Origin of the sequence: Rhodovulum euryhalinum (assembly GCF_004342445.1) — a bacterium.
In the GTDB taxonomy this organism is placed as follows: Bacteria; Pseudomonadota; Alphaproteobacteria; order Rhodobacterales; family Rhodobacteraceae; genus Rhodovulum; species Rhodovulum euryhalinum.
Window position 1 is genome coordinate 71,859 of sequence record NZ_SLWW01000012.1, and the last position, 17,704, is coordinate 89,562.

General features: G+C 69.3%; 17 protein-coding genes. 8 read left to right on the plus strand and 9 right to left on the minus strand.

The features are described from left to right. The first annotated feature begins 138 nt into the window (after positions 1-138). The gene (locus EV655_RS14285; RefSeq protein ID WP_207901989.1) at positions 139-2,064 is read left to right on the plus strand and encodes a lytic transglycosylase domain-containing protein; all 1,926 of its coding nucleotides are present in this window, start codon (positions 139-141) and stop codon (positions 2,062-2,064) included. A 15-nt stretch (positions 2,065-2,079) separates the two neighbouring features. Here the strand turns inward: EV655_RS14285 and EV655_RS14290 are convergent, their stop codons facing one another. Then, the gene (locus EV655_RS14290) at positions 2,080-2,946 is read right to left on the minus strand and encodes a DMT family transporter (RefSeq protein WP_132546005.1); all 867 of its coding nucleotides are present in this window, start codon (positions 2,944-2,946) and stop codon (positions 2,080-2,082) included. After that, positions 2,943-3,620: a tRNA (5-methylaminomethyl-2-thiouridine)(34)-methyltransferase MnmC2 gene (gene mnmC2 / locus EV655_RS14295; protein ID WP_132546007.1), complete on the minus strand. Its 678-nt coding sequence runs from the start codon at positions 3,618-3,620 to the stop codon at positions 2,943-2,945. Before mnmC2 ends, EV655_RS14290 begins: the two co-directional genes overlap by 4 nt. A 55-nt stretch (positions 3,621-3,675) precedes the next feature. On the opposite strand from mnmC2, the gene EV655_RS14300 reads away from it, so the two are divergent. Beyond that, a complete protein-coding gene (locus EV655_RS14300) occupies positions 3,676-4,725 on the plus strand; it encodes an NAD(P)/FAD-dependent oxidoreductase (RefSeq protein WP_132546009.1) in 1,050 nt (349 codons plus the stop codon). 4 nt (positions 4,726-4,729) lie between these two features. Here EV655_RS14300 and EV655_RS14305 read toward each other — a convergent pair whose 3' ends face one another. The 5 genes from EV655_RS14305 to def (EV655_RS14325) all read right to left on the minus strand — a co-directional run bounded on the left by EV655_RS14305 (position 4,730) and on the right by def (EV655_RS14325) (position 7,494). Next, positions 4,730-4,969: a GlsB/YeaQ/YmgE family stress response membrane protein gene (locus EV655_RS14305; protein ID WP_132546011.1), complete on the minus strand. Its 240-nt coding sequence runs from the start codon at positions 4,967-4,969 to the stop codon at positions 4,730-4,732. Positions 4,970-5,076: 107 nt separating this feature from the next. Next, positions 5,077-5,976 carry a methionyl-tRNA formyltransferase gene (fmt, locus tag EV655_RS14310; RefSeq protein WP_132546013.1) on the minus strand — a complete coding sequence of 300 codons (900 nt, stop codon included), beginning with the start codon at positions 5,974-5,976 and terminating at the stop codon, positions 5,077-5,079. Next, positions 5,976-6,479: a peptide deformylase gene (def, locus tag EV655_RS14315; protein WP_132546015.1), complete on the minus strand. Its 504-nt coding sequence runs from the start codon at positions 6,477-6,479 to the stop codon at positions 5,976-5,978. The genes fmt and def (EV655_RS14315) overlap by 1 nt, the downstream gene beginning before the upstream one ends. Then, entirely contained in the window at positions 6,476-6,970 is a 495-nt protein-coding gene (def, locus tag EV655_RS14320; RefSeq protein WP_132546017.1) for a peptide deformylase, read from the minus strand. Before def (EV655_RS14320) ends, def (EV655_RS14315) begins: the two co-directional genes overlap by 4 nt. Beyond that, on the minus strand, positions 6,970-7,494 hold the full coding sequence (gene def, locus EV655_RS14325) for a peptide deformylase (protein WP_132546019.1): 525 nt from the start codon (positions 7,492-7,494) through the stop codon (positions 6,970-6,972). The genes def (EV655_RS14320) and def (EV655_RS14325) overlap by 1 nt, the downstream gene beginning before the upstream one ends. A 102-nt stretch (positions 7,495-7,596) precedes the next feature. Between def (EV655_RS14325) and EV655_RS14330 the strand changes: the two genes are divergently transcribed. From EV655_RS14330 to EV655_RS14340, 3 genes are all read left to right on the plus strand, one after another. Next, positions 7,597-8,766: a MalY/PatB family protein gene (locus tag EV655_RS14330; protein ID WP_132546021.1), complete on the plus strand. Its 1,170-nt coding sequence runs from the start codon at positions 7,597-7,599 to the stop codon at positions 8,764-8,766. 87 nt (positions 8,767-8,853) lie between these two features. Then, positions 8,854-9,843: a glutathione S-transferase family protein gene (locus EV655_RS14335; RefSeq protein ID WP_132546023.1), complete on the plus strand. Its 990-nt coding sequence runs from the start codon at positions 8,854-8,856 to the stop codon at positions 9,841-9,843. A 63-nt stretch (positions 9,844-9,906) separates the two neighbouring features. Continuing rightward, the gene (locus tag EV655_RS14340; RefSeq protein WP_132546025.1) at positions 9,907-11,088 is read left to right on the plus strand and encodes a lytic murein transglycosylase; all 1,182 of its coding nucleotides are present in this window, start codon (positions 9,907-9,909) and stop codon (positions 11,086-11,088) included. A 3-nt stretch (positions 11,089-11,091) separates the two neighbouring features. Here the strand turns inward: EV655_RS14340 and smc are convergent, their stop codons facing one another. Next, positions 11,092-14,550: a chromosome segregation protein SMC gene (gene smc / locus EV655_RS14345; RefSeq protein WP_132546027.1), complete on the minus strand. Its 3,459-nt coding sequence runs from the start codon at positions 14,548-14,550 to the stop codon at positions 11,092-11,094. A gap of 226 nt (positions 14,551-14,776) precedes the next feature. On the opposite strand from smc, the gene EV655_RS14350 reads away from it, so the two are divergent. Further along, the gene (locus tag EV655_RS14350; protein WP_132546029.1) at positions 14,777-15,277 is read left to right on the plus strand and encodes a GNAT family N-acetyltransferase; all 501 of its coding nucleotides are present in this window, start codon (positions 14,777-14,779) and stop codon (positions 15,275-15,277) included. Here EV655_RS14350 and EV655_RS14355 read toward each other — a convergent pair. Next, positions 15,247-15,561: a hypothetical protein gene (locus EV655_RS14355; RefSeq protein ID WP_132546031.1), complete on the minus strand. Its 315-nt coding sequence runs from the start codon at positions 15,559-15,561 to the stop codon at positions 15,247-15,249. The genes EV655_RS14350 and EV655_RS14355 overlap by 31 nt on opposite strands. Before the next feature lie 112 nt (positions 15,562-15,673). Between EV655_RS14355 and EV655_RS14360 the strand changes: the two genes are divergently transcribed. Both EV655_RS14360 and EV655_RS14365 read left to right on the plus strand, forming a co-directional pair. Continuing rightward, positions 15,674-16,888 (plus strand): TsoY family (seleno)protein, encoded by a 1,215-nt coding sequence (locus EV655_RS14360; RefSeq protein ID WP_132546033.1) that lies wholly within the window; start codon positions 15,674-15,676, stop codon positions 16,886-16,888. A 97-nt stretch (positions 16,889-16,985) separates the two neighbouring features. After that, on the plus strand, positions 16,986-17,696 hold the full coding sequence (locus tag EV655_RS14365) for an aspartate/glutamate racemase family protein (RefSeq protein ID WP_132546035.1): 711 nt from the start codon (positions 16,986-16,988) through the stop codon (positions 17,694-17,696). The last annotated feature ends 8 nt before the right edge of the window (positions 17,697-17,704 follow it).

Genomic DNA, 17,704 nt, shown 5'->3' on the forward strand with positions numbered 1-17,704 from the left:
GCGGCCGGGCGAGTCGCGCCAGCCGCAGCGCGCCGGACCCTATAGCGCGGCGCGGCGGTTGCCAAGTTTGTGAATTGCGCCGACCGACCGCACCGTGAGAGCCTGTTCCCCGTTTTCCCAGCCCCGACCGAGCCAGCGATGCGCCTGCCGTTTCTCTGCCTGTTGATCGCCCTGGCCTTTCCGGCGCCGGGGACGGCCGCGTCGCCCTTGGCGCTGGCGATGGAGGATGTGCGCGCCGACCGCTGGGACGACGCCTGGGCGCATGCCCGGCCCGCGGGGCAGGTGGCGCGAGACATCGTTACCTGGCGCTGGCTACGTGCCGGGCAGGGGGAATTCGCGGATTACGTGGAATTTCTTGCGCGAAATCCTGACTGGCCGGGCCTCGACCGGCTGCGCGCCGAGGGCGAGGGCAAGATCCCCGGCGATGCCGATCCCGGGGTCGTACTGGCCTATTTCCGCGATGCCCGCCCCGTCACGGGCGCGGGGGCATTGCGGTTGGTGCAGGCCCATGCCGCCCGGGGAGAGGCGGGCGATGCCCAGGCCATGGCCGTGCTTGCCTGGCGCACGCTTGCGCTGTCCGAAGGGGCGCAGGTGGCGCTGCTTGCGCGGTTCCGCGCGCAACTTGCCGATCACCATGTTGACCGGCTGGACGCAATGCTCTGGCAGGGCCAGTTCGCCTCGGCCCGACGCATCCTGCCGCTGGCCCCCGAAGGCTGGGAGGCGCTTGCCGCGGCGCGGATCGCGCTGCGCGACCAGGCGCCGGGGGTCGACACGCTGATCGAGAAGGTGCCCGCGGCGCTGCGGGAGGACGCGGGCCTTGCTTACGAGCGCTTTCTCTGGCGGGTCCGCAAGGGGCGGAACGAAGACGCGATCACCCTGCTGGACGAGCGCAGCGCCTCGGCCGCCGCGCTGGGGCGGCCGGCCGAATGGGCGGGCTGGCGGCGGGTTCTCGCGCGCCAGGTGCTGCGGGAGGGCGACGCCCCCCTCGCCTACCGGCTGGCCGCGCGCCACCACCTGACGGCGGGCGAGGATTATTCCGATCTCGAATGGCTCGCCGGTTTCGTCGCGCTGCGCTTCCTGGACAAGCCCGAGACCGCGCTGGGCCATTTCCGCAAGCTGGAGGCCGCGGTCGAGACGCCGATCAGTCTGGGCCGCGCGGGCTACTGGCAGGGCCGCGCACTCGAGGCGCTGGGCCGGGCCGACGAGGCGCGGGCGGCCTATGCCAGGGGCGGTGTCCACCAGACCAGCTTCTACGGGTTGCTCGCGGCCGAGAAGGCCGGGTTGCCGATGGACCCCGCGCTGACGGGTACCGAGACCTATCCCGACTGGCGCGACGCCCCCTGGGCCGAAAGCTCGGTGTTGCGCGCTGCCCTGTTGTTCCATGAGGCGGGCGAGCGAAACCTTGTGGAAACCTTCCTGACCCGTCTGGCCGAAACCGCCGACGCGCAGGGCCAGCGCCAGCTTGCCGGCCTTGCGCTGCGGCTGGGGGAACCGCATGTGGCGTTGCGGATTGCCAAGGTCGCGGCGGGGCAGGGCAACGTGATGATGGCGGCCTATTTCCCGGTGACCGAACTGGCCCGGGAGGATCACCCGGTGCCCGCGGACCTGGTGATGGCCATCGCGCGCCGCGAAAGCGAGTTCGACCCCGTCGTGGCTAGCGGTGCGGGGGCGCTGGGGCTGATGCAGCTTATGCCGCGCACGGCGCAGGCGATGGCCGAAAAGCTGAACGTCACCTATTCCAGCAAGGCGCTGACCGCTGACCCTGCCTATAATGCCCGGCTCGGCGCCGCCTATCTGGCGCATCTGGTCGAGGAATTCGGTCCGAACCCGGTTCTGGTCGCCGCGGCCTACAACGCCGGGCCCAGCCGTGCGCATGCCTGGATTGCCGACCGCGGCGATCCGCGCTCGGCCGGCGTCGACGTGGTGGACTGGATCGAGATGATCCCCTTCCGCGAGACCCGGAACTACGTCATGCGGGTGACGGAATCGCTGCCGGTCTACCGCGCGCGGTTGTCGGGCCGGCCCGAACCCCTTCGGTTGTCGCAGGAACTCAAGGCCAGGTGACTGGCGGCGGCGCCGTCAGGCACGCCTCCGTTCCCGCCAGAGCGTGAACAGCCCCGCCGCCACCACGATCGCCGCCCCGATGGCGACATTGGTTTCCAGCGTTTCGCCGAAGACCGTGATCCCGAGAATGGCGGCAAAGACCAGTTGCAGATAGGCGAAGGGCTGCACCGCGCTGGCCTCGGCGACCTCGTAGGCCTTGATCAGCAGGAAATGCCCGGTTGCGCCGGTGACGCACAGGATGCCCATCCAGACCCAGTCCTGCGCCGTCATCGGCTCCCATACCCACGGGCCCACGGCGGTCATCGCCACCGCGCCCACCGTGCCGGTCCAGAAGAAACTGGTCGCCGCGCCGTCGGTGCGCGAGACATAGCGGGTCAGCAGCCCGTAAAGCGCGAACATCAGGGCTGCGGCCAGCGGGATCAGCGCGGCGGGCGAAAACACCCGGATGCCGGGTTGCAGGATCACCAGAACGCCGACGAACCCCACCCCGATCGCGGTCCAGCGCCGCCAGCCCACCCGTTCGCCCAGCACCGGCCCCGAAAGTGCCGCGACCAGGAGCGGGTAGCAGGTAAAGACCGCGTGGCTTTCCACGAGCCCCAGCAGGACGAAGCCCGCGACCATCACGCAGATCTCGCCCGCCAGCAGCAGCCCGCGGAAGGCCTGAATCAACGGTCGGCGCGTCGCGGCGGCCGCACGGATGCCGCCGGCCTTGCGGGCGGCGACGGCGATCACGAAGGCGGCGAAGAACCAGTACCGGATCATCACCACCATCAGCACGTTGTATTCTCCCGCCAGGTGGCGCGACAGCCCGTCCTGCGCCGCAAAGACCATTGTCGTGGCGACCATCAGCAGGATTCCAAGGCGGGTGTTCTGCTCGGTCATGGTGCACGTATTGCCACGGTCATGTGGCGCTTGCGGCCAAAGCCCGGGCGCCTGTCGACCGCAAAACCGGCCTCGGCCAGCGCGCGGCGCACCGCGCCCGCCGCGCTGTAGGTCGCGGCGGTGCCCCCGGGCGCGGTATGGGCGGCGACCTCGGCCAGCAGGTCGGGCGCCCAAAGCTCGGGGTTCTTCGCGGGCGCGAAGCCGTCGAGGAACCACGCATCCGCGCGGCCCGACCAGCGTGGCAGCGTCTCGCGCGCATCGCCGATCACGATCTCGGCCTCAAGATCGTCGGTGCGGATCACCCGGTCTCCGCGGTCCCAGGCGCCCAGCAGCGGGCCGGCCACCGCCGCGGCCTCGGGGAAGGCGGCCAGCGCGCGGGCCATCTGGTCCGCGGCCATCGGAAAGGCCTCGAAGCTGGTGAACCTCAGCCGCCCGGCCACGCCCGCCGCACGCCAGGCGATCCGCGCCGCCAGCAGGTTCAGCCCGGTGCCAAAGCCCAGTTCCGCGATGTGAAAACCGGGGCGGAACCGGGCGGGCAGGCCGTTTCCGGCCAGAAAGACATGCCGCGTCTCCTCCAGCCCGTTCCCGAGCGAGAAATAGGGATCGCCAAAGCGCGCCGAGACCGGCACTCCGTCCTCGGTCCAGTGAATGTCGGCGCGCTGGTCTTGGTCCATGACTTGTCCTAGACCCCGGATGATCCGGGCGCGAGCATGGGGAAGGGTAGGGGCGATGGCAACGGTCGACGTGACGGTGATGGGCGCAGGGATCTTCGGGCTGGCCTGCGCCTATACCTGCGCCCGGCGCGGGGCAAGGGTGCGCGTCGTGGAATGGTCGCACCCGGGCGCAGGCGCCAGCGGCACGCCGGTCGGCGCGCTTTCCCCGCACGTCCCCGAGGGCTGGAACGACAAGAAGGCGTTCCAGTTCGACAGCCTCGTGATGGGGCCGGAATTCTGGGCCGGGGTCGAGGCGGTTTCGGGCCGGGCGACCGGCTATGCCCGGCTCGGCCGCTACCAGCCGATCGCCGATGGGGCGGCGCTCGACCGGGCCCGGGCACGGGGGATCGAGGCGCGGACGCTCTGGCAGGGACTGGCCGAGTGGCGGGTGGTCGAGGTGGCGGAGGCGGGCGATTTCGCGCCGGTCTCGCCGACGGGCCATCTGATCCACGACACCCTGTCTGCGCGGATCGCGCCGCGCGCAGCCTGCCTAGCGCTGGCCGAGGCGGTGCGGGCGCTGGGGGGCGAGGTCTCGTGCGGTGCCGAAGGGCCGGTCGAGGGGCAGGTGATCTGGGCCACGGGCTATCCCGGCCTCGCTGCGCTTTCGGCCGAGCTGGGCCATGCGGTCGGCAGCGGGGTCAAGGGGCAGGCGGCGATTCTGGCGCATGACGCGGGCGCCGTGCCGCAGCTCTATGCCGAGGGCCTGCTGATCGTGCCCCACCATGACGGAACGGTGGCCGTGGGTTCGACCAGCGAGCGCGCCTTCGACGATCCATGGTCGACCGATCCCCGGCTGGACGATGTGATCGCCCGCGCCCGCGCGGCCTGCCCGGCCCTGCAGGGCGCCGAGGTGATCGAGCGCTGGGCGGGCGTCAGGCCGCGGGCCAGGACCATCGCGCCGATGCTGGGGCCATGGCCCGGGCGGGCGGGGCATTTCGTGGCGAATGGCGGGTTCAAGATCGGCATCGGTCTGGCACCGAAGGTGGGCGCCGTGATGGCCGATCTGGTGCTGGACGGGCGAGAGGACGGGATTCCCGCAGGATTCCGCGTCGAGGCCAGCCTCTGATGCCTCAGCGGTGCCGCAGGAAGGTCTGATAAAGCCAGATCAGCAGCATCGCCCCCAGCACCGCCCCGACGAAGCCCGCCGCGAACCCGGTCAGTGCCATCAGCACGCGCAGCACCAGACCGCCAATCAACGCGCCGAAGATGCCGATGGCGACGGTGGTCACGATGTCGGCGTCGATGCGCATCAGCCGGGTTGCCACGAACCCGGCAGCGGCGCCGATGATGATGAGAAAGACGATGGACATGGGGGCAATATGGGCGCCCCGAACGGATTCGCCTAGGGCGAAGGGCGATCGTGTGGACAGCGGCCCGGTACTGCTCTGGACCTGATCCGCGCGAGGGCAAGCCGCAGTCAGTCCAGCCTGTCCGGTAGCGTGAAACCGCGCAGGATCTCGTCGGCCGTCATCGGCCGCTTTCCCTCGCGCTGGGCTTCGAGGATCTCGACCGCACCGGTGCCGCAGGCGATCCGCAGGCCGCCGAGACTGGTGCCGGGCAAGCCTGTGCCATGGGTGGTCCGGGCGCGCAGAAGTTTCAGCCTCTCGCCGCCCGCCGCGCACCAGGCGCCCGGAAAGGGCGACAGGCCGTTGATGTGGCGCGCGACATCGGCCGCGGGGCGGGTCCAGTCCACCCGCGCCTCGGCCTTGTCGATCTTCGCGGCATAGGTGACGCCCTGGTCGGGTTGCGGCTCGGGGGTCAGGTCGGGCAGGCGGGCCAGCGCCTGAACGATTAGCCGCGCGCCCAGTGCCGACAGCCGGTCGTGCAACTCGCCCGTGGTCTCCTCTGCGCCGATCGGCATGGTCTCGCGCAACAGCACCGGCCCGGTGTCCAGTCCCGCCTCCATCCGCATGATGCAGATGCCGGTTTCCGTGTCGCCCGCCATCACCGCCCGGTGGATCGGCGCCGCCCCGCGCCAGCGCGGCAACAGCGAGGCGTGGATGTTGAGGCAGCCCAGACGCGGCGCGTCCAGCACGGGCTGGGGCAGGATCAGGCCATAGGCGACGACCACCGCCATATCGGCCGCCAGAGCGGCGAATTCGGCCTGCGCATCTGCGCCTCTCAGTGATGTCGGGTGGCGGACGGGCAGCCCTAGCGCCTCGGCCCGGGCCTGCACGGGCGACGGGCGGTCCTTCTTGCCGCGTCCGGCGGGGCGGGGAGGCTGGCAGTAGACACATGCCACCTCGTGGCCCGCGGCCACCAGCGCGTCCAGCACCGGGACCGAGAAGTCGGGCGTGCCCATGAACACCACGCGCATCAGCGGCGCCCCTGCTTGGCAGCCTTCTTCAGCAGGCGGTCGCGTTTCAGCCGCGACAGGGTGTCGAAGTACATCCGCCCCGCAAGATGGTCGATCTGGTGCTGGACCGAGGTCGCCCAGAGTTCCGCGAAGTCGCGTTCCTCGATCTCGCCGTGCTCGTTCAGGAACCGCACGCGCACCCGGGCGGGCCGGGTGACCTCGGCCCAGACGCCCGGCAGGCAGGGGCTGGCCTCGTCATGGGTGCTGAGCTCGGTCGAGGCGGTCACGACCTCGGGGTTCGCCATGCGGACCGCCCGGCCCCGTTCCTGCGAGCAGTCCACCACGGCCAGCCGCAGCATCACCCCGATCTGGGGGGCGGCAAGGCCTACGCCATGGCCGGGCATCGCCTCCATCGTGTCGATCATGTCGGCCCAGACGCGACGGATCTCGTCGGTGATCGCCTCGACCGGGGCGGCCGGCGTCGACAGCTGCCTGTCGGGCCATTGCAGGATGTCGCGGATCATGGGCGAAAGGCCTCTTCAAGGCCGGCGCGCAGATCGGGCCGCACCCGGTCGAAGGTCACGATTCCGTCGAGATGGTCGATCTCGTGCTGGGCGCAGATCGCGGCAAAGCCCGCCAGCGTCTCGCGCCGCGCCGTCCCGTCGAGATCGCGCCAGCTCACCTCGATTTCTACCGACCGTTCCACGTCGGCCAGGATGCCGGGGATCGACAGGCAGCCCTCGGGCCCGATCGCCGTCTCGTCCGAGCAAGCCTCGATCACCGGATCGACGAAGATGCGCGGCGCCCGCGGCCCGGCCCGACCGTTCACGTCCATCACGAACAGCCGTCTCAGCACGCCCACCTGCGGGGCTGCAAGTCCCCGGCCGGGGGCGGCGTACATCGTTTCCAGCATGTCGCCGGCCAGCGCGCGGATCTCGCCGGTGATCTCGCCCACAGGCGCGCAGACCTTCCTCAACCGCGCGTCCGGCCAGCGCAGGATCGGCCGCGTGGCCATCAGGCGGTCCGGGCCCGTTCGCGTTTGAGCTTCTGCATCCTGCGGGTGATCAACTGGCGCTTCAGCGGCCCCAGGTAGTCGATGAACAGGACGCCTTTGAGGTGGTCGATCTCGTGCTGGATGCAGGTCGCCCAGAGCCCCGAGAACCGGTCCTCCTTCTGGTCGCCCGACGGATCGGTCCAGCGCACCACCACCTCGGCCGGCCGGGTCACCTCGGCAAAGGTCTCGGGGATCGACAGGCAGCCTTCCTCGTGGATGTTCTTGTCGGCCGAGGCCCAGACCACCTCGGGGTTGAACATCGCGTAAGGTTTCGGCCGCGCCCCCTCGTCCCTGGCGCAGTCCAGCACGATAAGACGCGACAGAACACCCACCTGCGGCGCGGCAAGGCCGATGCCCGGCGCGTCGTACATGGTGACCAGCATGTCCTCGGCCAGGCGCTGCAACTCGTCGGTGATGTCCGACACGGGGTCGGCCACCGTCTTCAGGCGCGGATCGGGATGGATCAGGATCGGTCGAATGCTCATGAATCGTGGATTTAGGCCAAGCCGCGGGTTTTCGCAATGCGACGAACGCTTGCGCCCCGGGATGCAGGCGCTAGGGTCGCGCGGCACGATCTGGAGGCCCCCATGAACTTCGACGAGATGATCGACCGCCGCGGCACCCATTGCTCCAAATGGGACATGATGGAAGAGGTCTATGGCGTGTCGCCCGAGGACGGGATCGCCATGTGGGTGGCCGACATGGATTTCCGCCCGCCCGCCTGCGTGGGGGCCGCCGTGCAGCGGATGGTCGATCACGGTGTCTACGGTTATTACGGCGATGAACGTGCGTACAAGGCGGCGATCGGCTGGTGGATGGACAACCGCCACGGCTGGCGGGTTGCGCCTGAATGGATCTTTACCACGCACGGGCTGGTGAACGGCACGGCGATGTGCGTGGATGCCTTCACCGCGCCGGGCGACGGGGTGGTGCTGTTCACCCCGGTCTACCACGCCTTCGCCCGGGTGATCCGCGCGGCGGGGCGGAAGGTCATGGAATGTCCTCTCGTCAATCGCGATGGCCGCTACGAGATGGATTTCGACGCCTATGACGGGCTGGCCGACGGCGCGCGGATGGTCATCCTGTGTTCGCCCCACAATCCCGGCGGGCGGGTCTGGACGCGCGCGGAACTTCAGGGCGTGGCCGATTTCGCGAAACGGCACGATCTTGTGCTGGTCTCGGACGAGATTCACCACGACCTGGTCTATCCGGGGGAGAGCCACACGGTGATGGACCTTGTCGACCCCTCCATCCGCGATCGGCTGGTGATGATGAGCGCGACCACCAAGAGCTTCAACATCGCCGGCAGCCATATCGGCAACGTCATCATCCCCGACGAGGGATTGCGCGCCCGCTTTGCCGCCCGCATGGCGGCGCTGGGCATTTCGCCCAATTCCTTCGGGGTCGAGATGGCGACGGCGGCCTATTCGCCCGAGGGTGCGGTCTGGATCGACGCGCTGATGGCCTATCTCGACGGCAACCGGCGGCTGTTCGATCAGGGCGTGAACGCCATTCCCGGCCTCGCCTCGATGCCGCTGGAGGCGACCTATCTCGCCTGGGTCGATTTCGCGGGCACGGGCATGGGCGCGGCCGAGTTCACTGCCCGGGTCGAGAAGGAGGCGCGGATCGCGGCGAACCATGGGCCGACCTTCGGCACGGGAGGCGAAAGCTTTCTTCGCTTCAACCTTGCCACGCCCCGGGCCCGCGTCGCCGAGGCCGTGGACCGGCTGCAGGCGGCGTTCTCCGACCTGCAGTAGTGCGCTGACGCAGGGGGCATGCGCGCGCCCGGCCGATGGCGCGCGGCACGTTCCGGCCTATGTCCTTGCTCGAAAAAGGAGGACAACATGGGCCAACTGATCGACGGGACATGGCATCCCGGCTGGTATGACACCAAGGCAAGCGGCGGCAAGTTCGTCCGCTCGACCGCAGGCTTTCGCAACTGGATCACCCCGGATGGCACGCCGGGCCCCTCGGGCGAGGGCGGATTCCCGGCCGAATCCGGGCGCTACCACCTTTATGTTTCGCTCGCCTGCCCCTGGGCGCACCGCACGCTGATCTTCCGCGCGCTGAAGGGGCTGACCGACCACATCGCGGTTTCGGTTGTTCACCCGGACATGCTGGAGGACGGCTGGACCTTTGCCACCGATTTCCCCGGTGCCACCGGCAACAGGCTGCACGGCTTGCCCTTCCTGCGCGACATCTACACGAAGGCGAAACCCGATGTCTCGGGCCGGGTCACCGTGCCAGTCCTCTGGGACCGGCAGGGCGGGACCATCGTCTCGAACGAATCGGCCGAGATCATCCGGATGTTCAATTCGGCCTTCGATCGTCTGACCGGCAACCGTGACGATTACTGGCCCGAGGCGCTGCGAGACGGTATCGAAGAGGTCAACGCGCGCGTCTACGACACCGTCAACAACGGCGTCTACAAGGCGGGCTTCGCCACCTCGCAGGGCGCCTATGACGAAGCCGTGACCGCCCTGTTCGACAGTCTCGACTGGCTGGAGGACCGCCTGTCCACCCGGCGCTATCTGATGGGCGACCGGATCACCGAGGCCGACTGGCGGCTCTTCACCACGCTTGTCCGCTTCGATCCCGTCTATCATGGGCACTTCAAGTGCAATCGCAACCGGCTGGTCGATTTCCCCAACCTCTGGGCCTACACGCGCGAGCTGTATCAATGGCCGGGCGTGGCCGGGACCACCGATTTCGACCACATCGTGCGCCATTACCATTTCAGTCACGACACCATCAATCCGCACCGGATCGTCCCCGTCGGGCCGCGGATCGATTGGCTGGCGCCCCACGGTCGCGACAGGCTGTGCGCCGCGTGACCGGTTGCCAGAGGCCGGAAGACTGCTAGGCTCCGCAGCCGAAAGCAATTTCGGAGCCCGCCCATGCGCCTTGTCCCCGTCCTTGCGGCTTGCCTGAGCCTGGCGCCATGCGGCGCCGCCCGCGCCGAGGTGCCGTGCGGGGGCGACTTTCGGGGTTTCGTGGCGGGGCTCAAGGCCGAGGCGGTCGCGCTTGGCCATGACCGGGTCATGGCGGACCGTTTTCTCGCGGGCGTACGCCAGGATCCCGCGGTGCTCCGCGCCGACCGCGCGCAGGGCTTTTTTCAGCGTGATTTCATTGACTTCTCGCGCCGGCTCATCAGCCAGAGCCGGCTCGACAATGGCCGTCGCAACGCGACCAGATACGATTCTGTCTTTACCGTGATCGAAGGGCGGTTCGGCGTGTCGCGCGGCGTGCTGCTGGCGTTCTGGGCGCTGGAAACCGATTACGGTGCGGTGCAGGGGGAGTTCAACACCCTGAACGCGCTGGTGACGTTGGCCCATGATTGCCGCCGGCCGGCGCTGTTCCGTCCGCAGGTCTTCGCCGCGCTGACGCTGTTCGAGCGCGGCGATTTCGACCCTGCCACGACGACCGGCGCCTGGGCGGGCGAGATCGGGCAAGTGCAGATGCTGCCCGCCGACATCCTGAAGAACGGGGTCGACGGCGACGGGGACGGGCATGTGCGGCTCAAGACGTCGGCGGTCGATGCGCTGATGTCGGGGGCGAACATGCTGCGCGACCTCGGGTGGCGGGCGAACGAGCCCTGGCTGCAGGAAATCGTGATCCCCGACAACCTGCCCTGGGCCGAGACCGGGCTTGGCCATGCGAAATCCGTTTCGGACTGGGCGGGGATGGGGGTTCGTGCCCGGACCGGCAGCCTTGGCCCCGGAAGCCTTGCGGCTTCGGTGCTGTTGCCGATGGGGCGGGGCGGCCCCGCCTTCCTTGCCTATCCCAATTTCCGCGTCTTCTTCGAATGGAACCGCAGCCTCGTCTACGTCACCACCGCAGCCTATCTCGCCACCCGGCTGGAAGGCGCGCCGGTCTTCGATGCCCGCAACCCCGAACCCGGGCTGTCGGGCGAGCAGATGAAGGTGTTGCAAGGCAAACTGACCGAACGGGGCCACGATGTCGGTGGAATCGACGGTATCCTTGGCGAAAAGACCCGCGCAGCCGTGCAGAAGGAACAGGAACGCTTGGGCATGCCAGCGGATTCCTGGCCGACGGCGGCGCTCTTGAACCGCCTGTAGGGCTCAGGCGACCATCTGCTCGGCCTTTTTCAGGTCTACCGATACCAGTTGGCTGACGCCCTGCTCGGCCATGGTCACGCCGAACAGCCGGTCCATCCTGCTCATGGTGATCGCGTGGTGGGTGATGATCAGGAAACGCGTATCGGCCCGCCGGGTCATCTCGTCCAGGAGGTCGCAGAACCGCGTCACGTTGGCATCGTCCAGCGGCGCGTCCACCTCGTCGAGCACGCAGATCGGCGCAGGGTTCGACAGGAACACCCCAAAGATCAGCGCCAGCGCCGTGAGCGTCTGTTCGCCCCCCGACAAGAGCGAGAGGGTCGACAGCTTCTTGCCCGGCGGCTGGCACATGATTTCCAGCCCGGCCTCCAGCGGATCGTCGGATTCGACCAGCACCAACCGCGCCTCGCCGCCGCCGAAGAGATGGGTGAACAGCATCGCGAAGTTGGAATTGACCTGCTCGAAGGCGGTCAGCAGCCGCTCGCGCCCCTCGCGGTTGAGGCTGGCGATGCCCGACCGCAGCGCCTTGATTGCTTCTTCCAGATCCTGCTTTTCGGCGGCCAGGGTCGCGTGCTCTTCGCGCACGGCCTTGGCGTCCTCCTCGGCGCGCAGGTTGACCGCGCCCAGTGCCTCGCGCTGGCGCTTCAGCCGGGTGACGTCATGCTCGATCTGCTCGGCGGAGGGCATCCGGTCCGGATCGGCATCCAGCATGTCCAGCAGGGCCGCGGGCGTGGTCTCCATTTCTTCGGCGATGCGAGTGGTGGCATGAGCGACGGTTTCGCGCGCGGCCTCTGCGCGGGCCTCGGCGGCGGCGCGGGCCTCGCGGGCCTCGCTGGCGGCGCGCTCGGCGTCTCGGGCGGCGCGCTCGGACTCGCGCAGCAGCGTCTCGGCCTCGGCCAGCGCATCCGCCGCCGTCCGGCGCCGTGTCTCGGCCTGCGCGATGGCGGCGTCGAGTTCCTCGCGCTTCGCCGCGATCTCTTCGGGCGCGGCGGCGGCCTCGTCCAGGTCCGCCTCTGACGCTGCCTTGCGCTCGGCCAGTTCCGCGATCCGGGTCTCGGCGGTTTCAAGCCGCTTGCGCCAGTTCGCGGCCTCTTTCGTGATCTCGGCCAGCCGCCGGACACGGGCCTCGCCGTCGCGTTTCAGTTCGTCATGGGCGGCGCGGCGGGCGATCATCGTCATCCGCGCGGCCTCGACCGTGGTGCGGACGTCCTCGACCTCGGCGCGGGCAACGTCGAGATCGCCAAGCTCTGCCAGCGCGGCCTCGGCCTCGCGCAGGCGGGCGCGGGCGGTGGTCGCCTCGTCGTCGTGGCGCGCAACCGCCATCCGGGCCGATTCAAGCTTGCTGGCCGCGATGTCGCGCTCGCCCTCGGCGCGGGACAGGGTTCGCCCCGCCTCGGCCATGTCGCGGTCGGCGGCGCGGCGCGCTTCGCGGGCGGCACGGTCGGCCTCTGTCGCCGCAGCCAGATCCTGCGCCAGAACCTCGTGGGCGCGGGCGGCGCCATCGGCGCGGGCGGTGGCCTCGTCCAGATCGCGTTTCAGTTCCACCAGCCGGTTCAGCTGTTGCAGGCGCAGCGCCGCGGCGCTGGGCGCGTCCTCGGCACCGGCGCGGAAACCGTCCCAGCGCCACAGGTCGCCCGCGGCGCTGACCAGCCGCTGGCCGGGCTGCAACGCAGGCTGCAGACGCAATCCCGTCTCGCGGTCCGGCACCAACCCGATCTGGCCGATCCGGCGCAAAAGCACCGCCGGAACCGACACGTGGTCCGCCAGCGGCGCGGCGCCCCCGGGCAGCGGCTGCGGCAGGTCATAGGGGGGCAGCGAGGCCCAGCCCGAGGGGGTGTCGCCCCGGGCCTCGGGGGCGCGCAGATCGTCGGCAAGTGCCGCGCCCAGCGCCTTTTCGTACCCCTTGTCGACGGCCAGAAGGTCCAGCACCTGACCCCCATCGGCGGTGTCGCGCTCGACGAGCCGAGACAGTGCCGCCACCTCGGCCCGCAGCGCCCCGGCCTCGCCCTCGGCCTCGGATTTCTCGGCACGGGCCTCGGCCTCGTGCGCCTGGGCGGCGCCGCGCGCCTCGTCGGCGGCGATCAGCGCGGCCTCGGCAGCTTCCGCGGCCTCGGCGGCGTCCTCCTGCCGCGCGGTCGCCGCCTCGACCGCCTCGTGCGCGGCATCAAGCGCGGCACGGGCCTCGTCGACGGTGGCGCGGGCCCGCAGGGCTTCGTCCTCGTTGCGCAGCGCTGTCCGGGCCGTGTCCTCGCGCAGCCGCTGGGCGGACTGGTGGCGGGCGGACAGGCGGGCCATGTCCTCGGTCTTCTGGCTCAGAACCTCCTCGCGGTCGCGCAGCACCGCCGCCGCCTCGTGCGCGGCCTCGGCGGCAGCCGCCAGCGCAGCCTCGTGCCCGTCATGGGCGGTTTCCAGTTCAGCCTGTTCGGCCTCGAGCCGGGCGATGGTGTCGCCCGCGTCGCGGTTCAGCCCCGCCTCGCGCTCGATGTCGCGGCCAAGCTGCACGATCCGGCCTGTCAGCGTCTCGATCGCGCTGCGGGCGCGGCCTTCTTCCTGGGTCAGCGCATCGCGTTGCACCCCCAGCCGTTGCAGGATCGCCGCGGCGATGGCCTCTTCCTCGCGCAAGGGCGGCAGGGCGGCCTCGGCCTCGTCGCGGGCCTTGCCGGAACTGCGCGCGGCGGCCTCGGCGACGGCGGCGGCGCGGGTGCGCTCGCTCAGCAGTGCCTCGGTCGTGGTGCGGGCGGTGTCGGCTTCCTGCCAGCGGCGGTACAGCAGCAGCCCCTCGGACCGGCGCAGTTCCGCGGCGATCTCGCGGTAGCGCGCGGCCTGTTTCGCCTGCCGGGCAAGCTGGGCCAGCTGCTGGGCGAGTTGGTCCAGCACGTCATCGACCCGCGACAGGTTCTGCTCGGCGCCGTTCAGCTTCAGTTCGGCCTCGTGGCGGCGCTGGTACAGCCCCGAGATGCCTGCGGCCTCTTCGAGGATGCGGCGGCGATTGCTGGGCTTGGCGTTGATCAGTTCGGAAATCTGGCCCTGCCGGACCAGCGCGGGCGAATGTGCGCCGGTCGAGGCGTCGGCGAACAGCATCTGCACGTCGCGCGCCCGCACGTCCTTGCCGCCGATCTTGTAGGCGCTGCCCGCATCGCGGGTGATCCGGCGGACCACCTCCAGGATATCCGAATCGTTGAACTCCGCAGGCGCCAGCCGGTCGGAATTGTCGATCAGCAGGCTGACCTCGGCAAAGTTCCGGGCGGGGCGCGTTGCGGCACCCGCAAAGATCACATCCTCCATCCCGCCGCCCCGCATCGCTGTGGGCCGGTTCTCGCCCATCACCCAGCGCAAGGCTTCCAGAAGGTTCGACTTGCCGCAGCCGTTCGGGCCCACCACGCCCGTCAGCCCCTCGGCGACCACCAGATCCGTAGGGTCGACGAAGCTCTTGAAGCCGTTGAGCCTGAGCCGGTTGAAGCGCAAGGCAAGCGTCCTGTCCTGATTCCCGAATGGTCCCCTGATCCTTTGGCGGGGCGCTCGTCGAGTCAAGTGGTGACCCCATCATATGGATTTGCATCGGCGGTTTTCCACAAGATATTGTCCTTGCGCTCCTCGGTCGGGCACCGTCCGCCGGAAGACGCCGGGTCGCACTTGACGACGGGCGCCGGGCTGGCGAATACCCGGCGCGAGTTGCGAAGGGGAAATTCCGATGGCTGTCACAATCGGCACCGAGTCGGTCCTGTCCGAAGACGGTCGGGCCTTGGTCGACGCCAGCCAGGCGGCCCTGCTTGCCGTCTATCCGCCCGAGGAATGTTTCAGCTTTTCGGCCGAGGAACTGGCCAACAAGTCGACGCAGTTCCTGGTGGCCCGGCATGACGGCGTGCCTGCAGGCTGCGTCGCCCTGGTCGACCAGGGCGGCTATGGCGAGGTCAAGCGGCTGTACGTCGACGCGGGCCAGCGCGGCCGGGGCATTGGCCGGGCGCTGATGGAGGAGCTTGAGGCGGCCGCCCGCGACATCGGGCTTGGCCTCTTGCGGCTGGAGACCGGAGAGGCGCTGGAGGCCGCGGTGCGGCTGTACCGTGCGATGGGGTTTGTCGACTGCGGCCCCTTCGGCGGTTATCCGGACATCCCGTCGAACATGTTCATGGAAAAGCGGATCGGCCTGTGTTTCCGGCCGCGTCAGGGTTCCGCGCAGGTGATCCTGGCGTAGATCACCGCCGGATCGCCGGACAGGGTTCCGGGGCGGACCTCGCATCCGGTCGCCTGTTCGATCGCGATGAAGCCGCGTGCCATCACACCCGCGCGCCATTCCCGGTTCAGCCGGATCGCCTGTGCGGTGTTGCCCTTGCGGCGGACCGCGAAGGTCGATCCGTCCACCGTCACCCGCGTGCCCGGAAGCCCGCCGAAATCAGGGCTTGGCGAGTCACAGGCGGCGAGCGTCAGGGCGAGCAGGACAAGGACCGGCCGGTTCATCACGCCATCGGGCCAGAGCATGGTTAACCGTTGGTTAACGATGGCGCGGCTATTCGGCAGGGAAACCCATTTGCAATATTATGGATATCTATTTAAAACACATTCTGAAGATTGAATGTGAAATGGAGCCCCCATGACCATCCCGGCCACGCGCCCTGCCGACCGCTACTCTCCTCTCTATTTCCTCGCTTCGCTGGGCGCGGGGGGGCTTGCGGTCACCTTCTTCATGTATCTGTTCTTCTGGGTGCCCCACCCCGGCCAGCCGGTGCCGGTGTTCGAGGATGTCGCCCAGGCCTTCGCCTCTGGCGGTCCGGTGATGCAGGGGATGATCGCGGTCGCCTATTTCGGCATCGCCGTTCTGGCGTTCCACAACATCCGCCTGCTGGTCTGGAACATCGCCCAGTACCGCCGCCTCAAGGGCACGCCCGCCTGGCATGACCTGACCAGCACAAATGCCGAAACGCAGCTTCTGGCGATGCCGCTGGCACTGGCGATGAGTGTGAACGTGGGCTTCGTGCTGGGCATGGCCTTCGTGCCGGGATTGTGGAGTGTGGTAGAATACCTGTTCCCCATGGCGCTGATCGCGTTCGGGCTGATCGGGGTCCTGGCGTTCCGCCAGCTTGGCCATTTCTTCGGCCGCGTGCTGACCCGCGGTGGTGTGTTCGACGTGACCGCGCACAACTCCTTTGCCCAGCTCCTGCCGGCCTTCGCGCTGTCGATGGTGGCCGTGGGCTTTGCCGCGCCGGCTGCGATGAGCACGGTGCCCCTGACCGCGGGCATCAGCCTGATCGGGTCCACCTTCTTCGGGGTGGCGGCGATCCTTTATGCCGTGGTCGCGGCGATCACCGGGTTCAACTCGATGCTGCATTACGGCACCGCGCGGGAATCGGGGCCGACGCTGATGGTGGTGATCCCGATCATGACGGTGCTTGGCATCACCTTCCTGCGCCAGGAACACGGAATGACCCACACCTTCGGCGCCGAGGTTTCGGCGGTCGAGACGCTGGTGTTCCTGTCGCGTCTGATGGCGGTGCAGGTCGTGTTCCTGCTCCTGGGGTTTCTCGTGCTGAACCGCCAGGGCTATTGGCGCGCCTATATCTTCGGCGCGGGCGATTCGGCGGGCGCCTATGCCCTGATCTGCCCGGGCGTCGCGCTGTCGGTCATGCTGCAGTTCTGGCTGAACGCCGGGCTGGTGGCCTCGGGGTTGGTGGTCAAGTTCTCGGTCGGCTACTGGGCGATCTCGGCGCTGGCCGTGGTGATCCAGATCGTTATGGTCTGGTTCACCTTCCACCTGAACCGGCGCCATTTCGGCCGGGCGCGCGGGTCCGCACCGGTGCCCGCCGAGTAGGCGGCGAAGGGCGGCCGATCGGCCGCCCGTTTCCCTTTGTCGCCTTGCATCAGGCCGGGCGCTGGCCCATCACCCGGGCGACAGAGGAGCGACCCAAGTGAAGACCATCGGCATCCTCGGCGGCATGTCCGCCGCTTCCACCGCACTGTATTACGAGGCGCTGAACCGCGGTGCCCGCGACCGGCTGGGCGGTCTTCACTCGGCGGAACTTCTGATCCGCTCGCTCGATTTCGCCCTGGTCGAAGAGATGCAGGCGGCGGGCGACTGGGCGGCGGCCGGCCGGCTCTTGAACCGTGAGGCCCGCGCGCTGGAGGCCGGGGGGGCGGACCTGCTGATCCTCGCCACCAACACCATGCACAAGCTGGCCGAGCCGATGATGGCGGGCGTGCGGATTCCGTTCCTGCACATCGCCGACGCGACGGCGGCCGCGATCCGCGCGGCGGGTCTGGCAAAGCCCGGTCTGATGGCCACCGCCTACACGATGGAGCAGACATTCTACACCGACCGGCTGCGCGCGGCGGGGCTGGCACCGATGCTGCCCGGTCCCGAGGATCGGATCGAGACCCACCGGATCATCTATGACGAGCTTTGCCGTGACGTGGTCCGCGATGAAAGTCGCGCGGCCTATGAGGCGATCGCGATCCGGCTGGCCAAGCGGGGGGCGGATTGCCTGATCCTCGGCTGTACCGAGGTGGGCATGCTGCTGAACGCGGGCAACGTGCCCGTGCCGGTCTTCGACACGACGCAGATCCATTGTGCGGCGGCGCTGGACATGGCGCTGGCGGGCGCGGTGCCCGAGCCGGTCTGAGGCGGGCC

Excerpts from the sequence above, each read along its gene's own strand:
- EV655_RS14285 (WP_207901989.1), top strand. The coding sequence starts at position 139 with ATGCGCCTGCCGTTTCTCTGCCTGTTGATCGCCCTGGCCTTTCCGGCG.
- EV655_RS14290 (WP_132546005.1), bottom strand. The coding sequence starts at position 2,946 with ATGACCGAGCAGAACACCCGCCTTGGAATCCTGCTGATGGTCGCCACG.
- mnmC2 (WP_132546007.1), bottom strand. The coding sequence starts at position 3,620 with ATGGACCAAGACCAGCGCGCCGACATTCACTGGACCGAGGACGGAGTG.
- EV655_RS14300 (WP_132546009.1), top strand. The coding sequence starts at position 3,676 with ATGGCAACGGTCGACGTGACGGTGATGGGCGCAGGGATCTTCGGGCTG.
- EV655_RS14305 (WP_132546011.1), bottom strand. The coding sequence starts at position 4,969 with ATGTCCATCGTCTTTCTCATCATCATCGGCGCCGCTGCCGGGTTCGTG.
- fmt (WP_132546013.1), bottom strand. The coding sequence starts at position 5,976 with ATGCGCGTGGTGTTCATGGGCACGCCCGACTTCTCGGTCCCGGTGCTG.
- def (WP_132546015.1), bottom strand. The coding sequence starts at position 6,479 with ATGATCCGCGACATCCTGCAATGGCCCGACAGGCAGCTGTCGACGCCG.
- def (WP_132546017.1), bottom strand. The coding sequence starts at position 6,970 with ATGGCCACGCGGCCGATCCTGCGCTGGCCGGACGCGCGGTTGAGGAAG.
- def (WP_132546019.1), bottom strand. The coding sequence starts at position 7,494 with ATGAGCATTCGACCGATCCTGATCCATCCCGATCCGCGCCTGAAGACG.
- EV655_RS14330 (WP_132546021.1), top strand. The coding sequence starts at position 7,597 with ATGAACTTCGACGAGATGATCGACCGCCGCGGCACCCATTGCTCCAAA.
- EV655_RS14335 (WP_132546023.1), top strand. The coding sequence starts at position 8,854 with ATGGGCCAACTGATCGACGGGACATGGCATCCCGGCTGGTATGACACC.
- EV655_RS14340 (WP_132546025.1), top strand. The coding sequence starts at position 9,907 with ATGCGCCTTGTCCCCGTCCTTGCGGCTTGCCTGAGCCTGGCGCCATGC.
- EV655_RS14350 (WP_132546029.1), top strand. The coding sequence starts at position 14,777 with ATGGCTGTCACAATCGGCACCGAGTCGGTCCTGTCCGAAGACGGTCGG.
- EV655_RS14355 (WP_132546031.1), bottom strand. The coding sequence starts at position 15,561 with ATGCTCTGGCCCGATGGCGTGATGAACCGGCCGGTCCTTGTCCTGCTC.
- EV655_RS14360 (WP_132546033.1), top strand. The coding sequence starts at position 15,674 with ATGACCATCCCGGCCACGCGCCCTGCCGACCGCTACTCTCCTCTCTAT.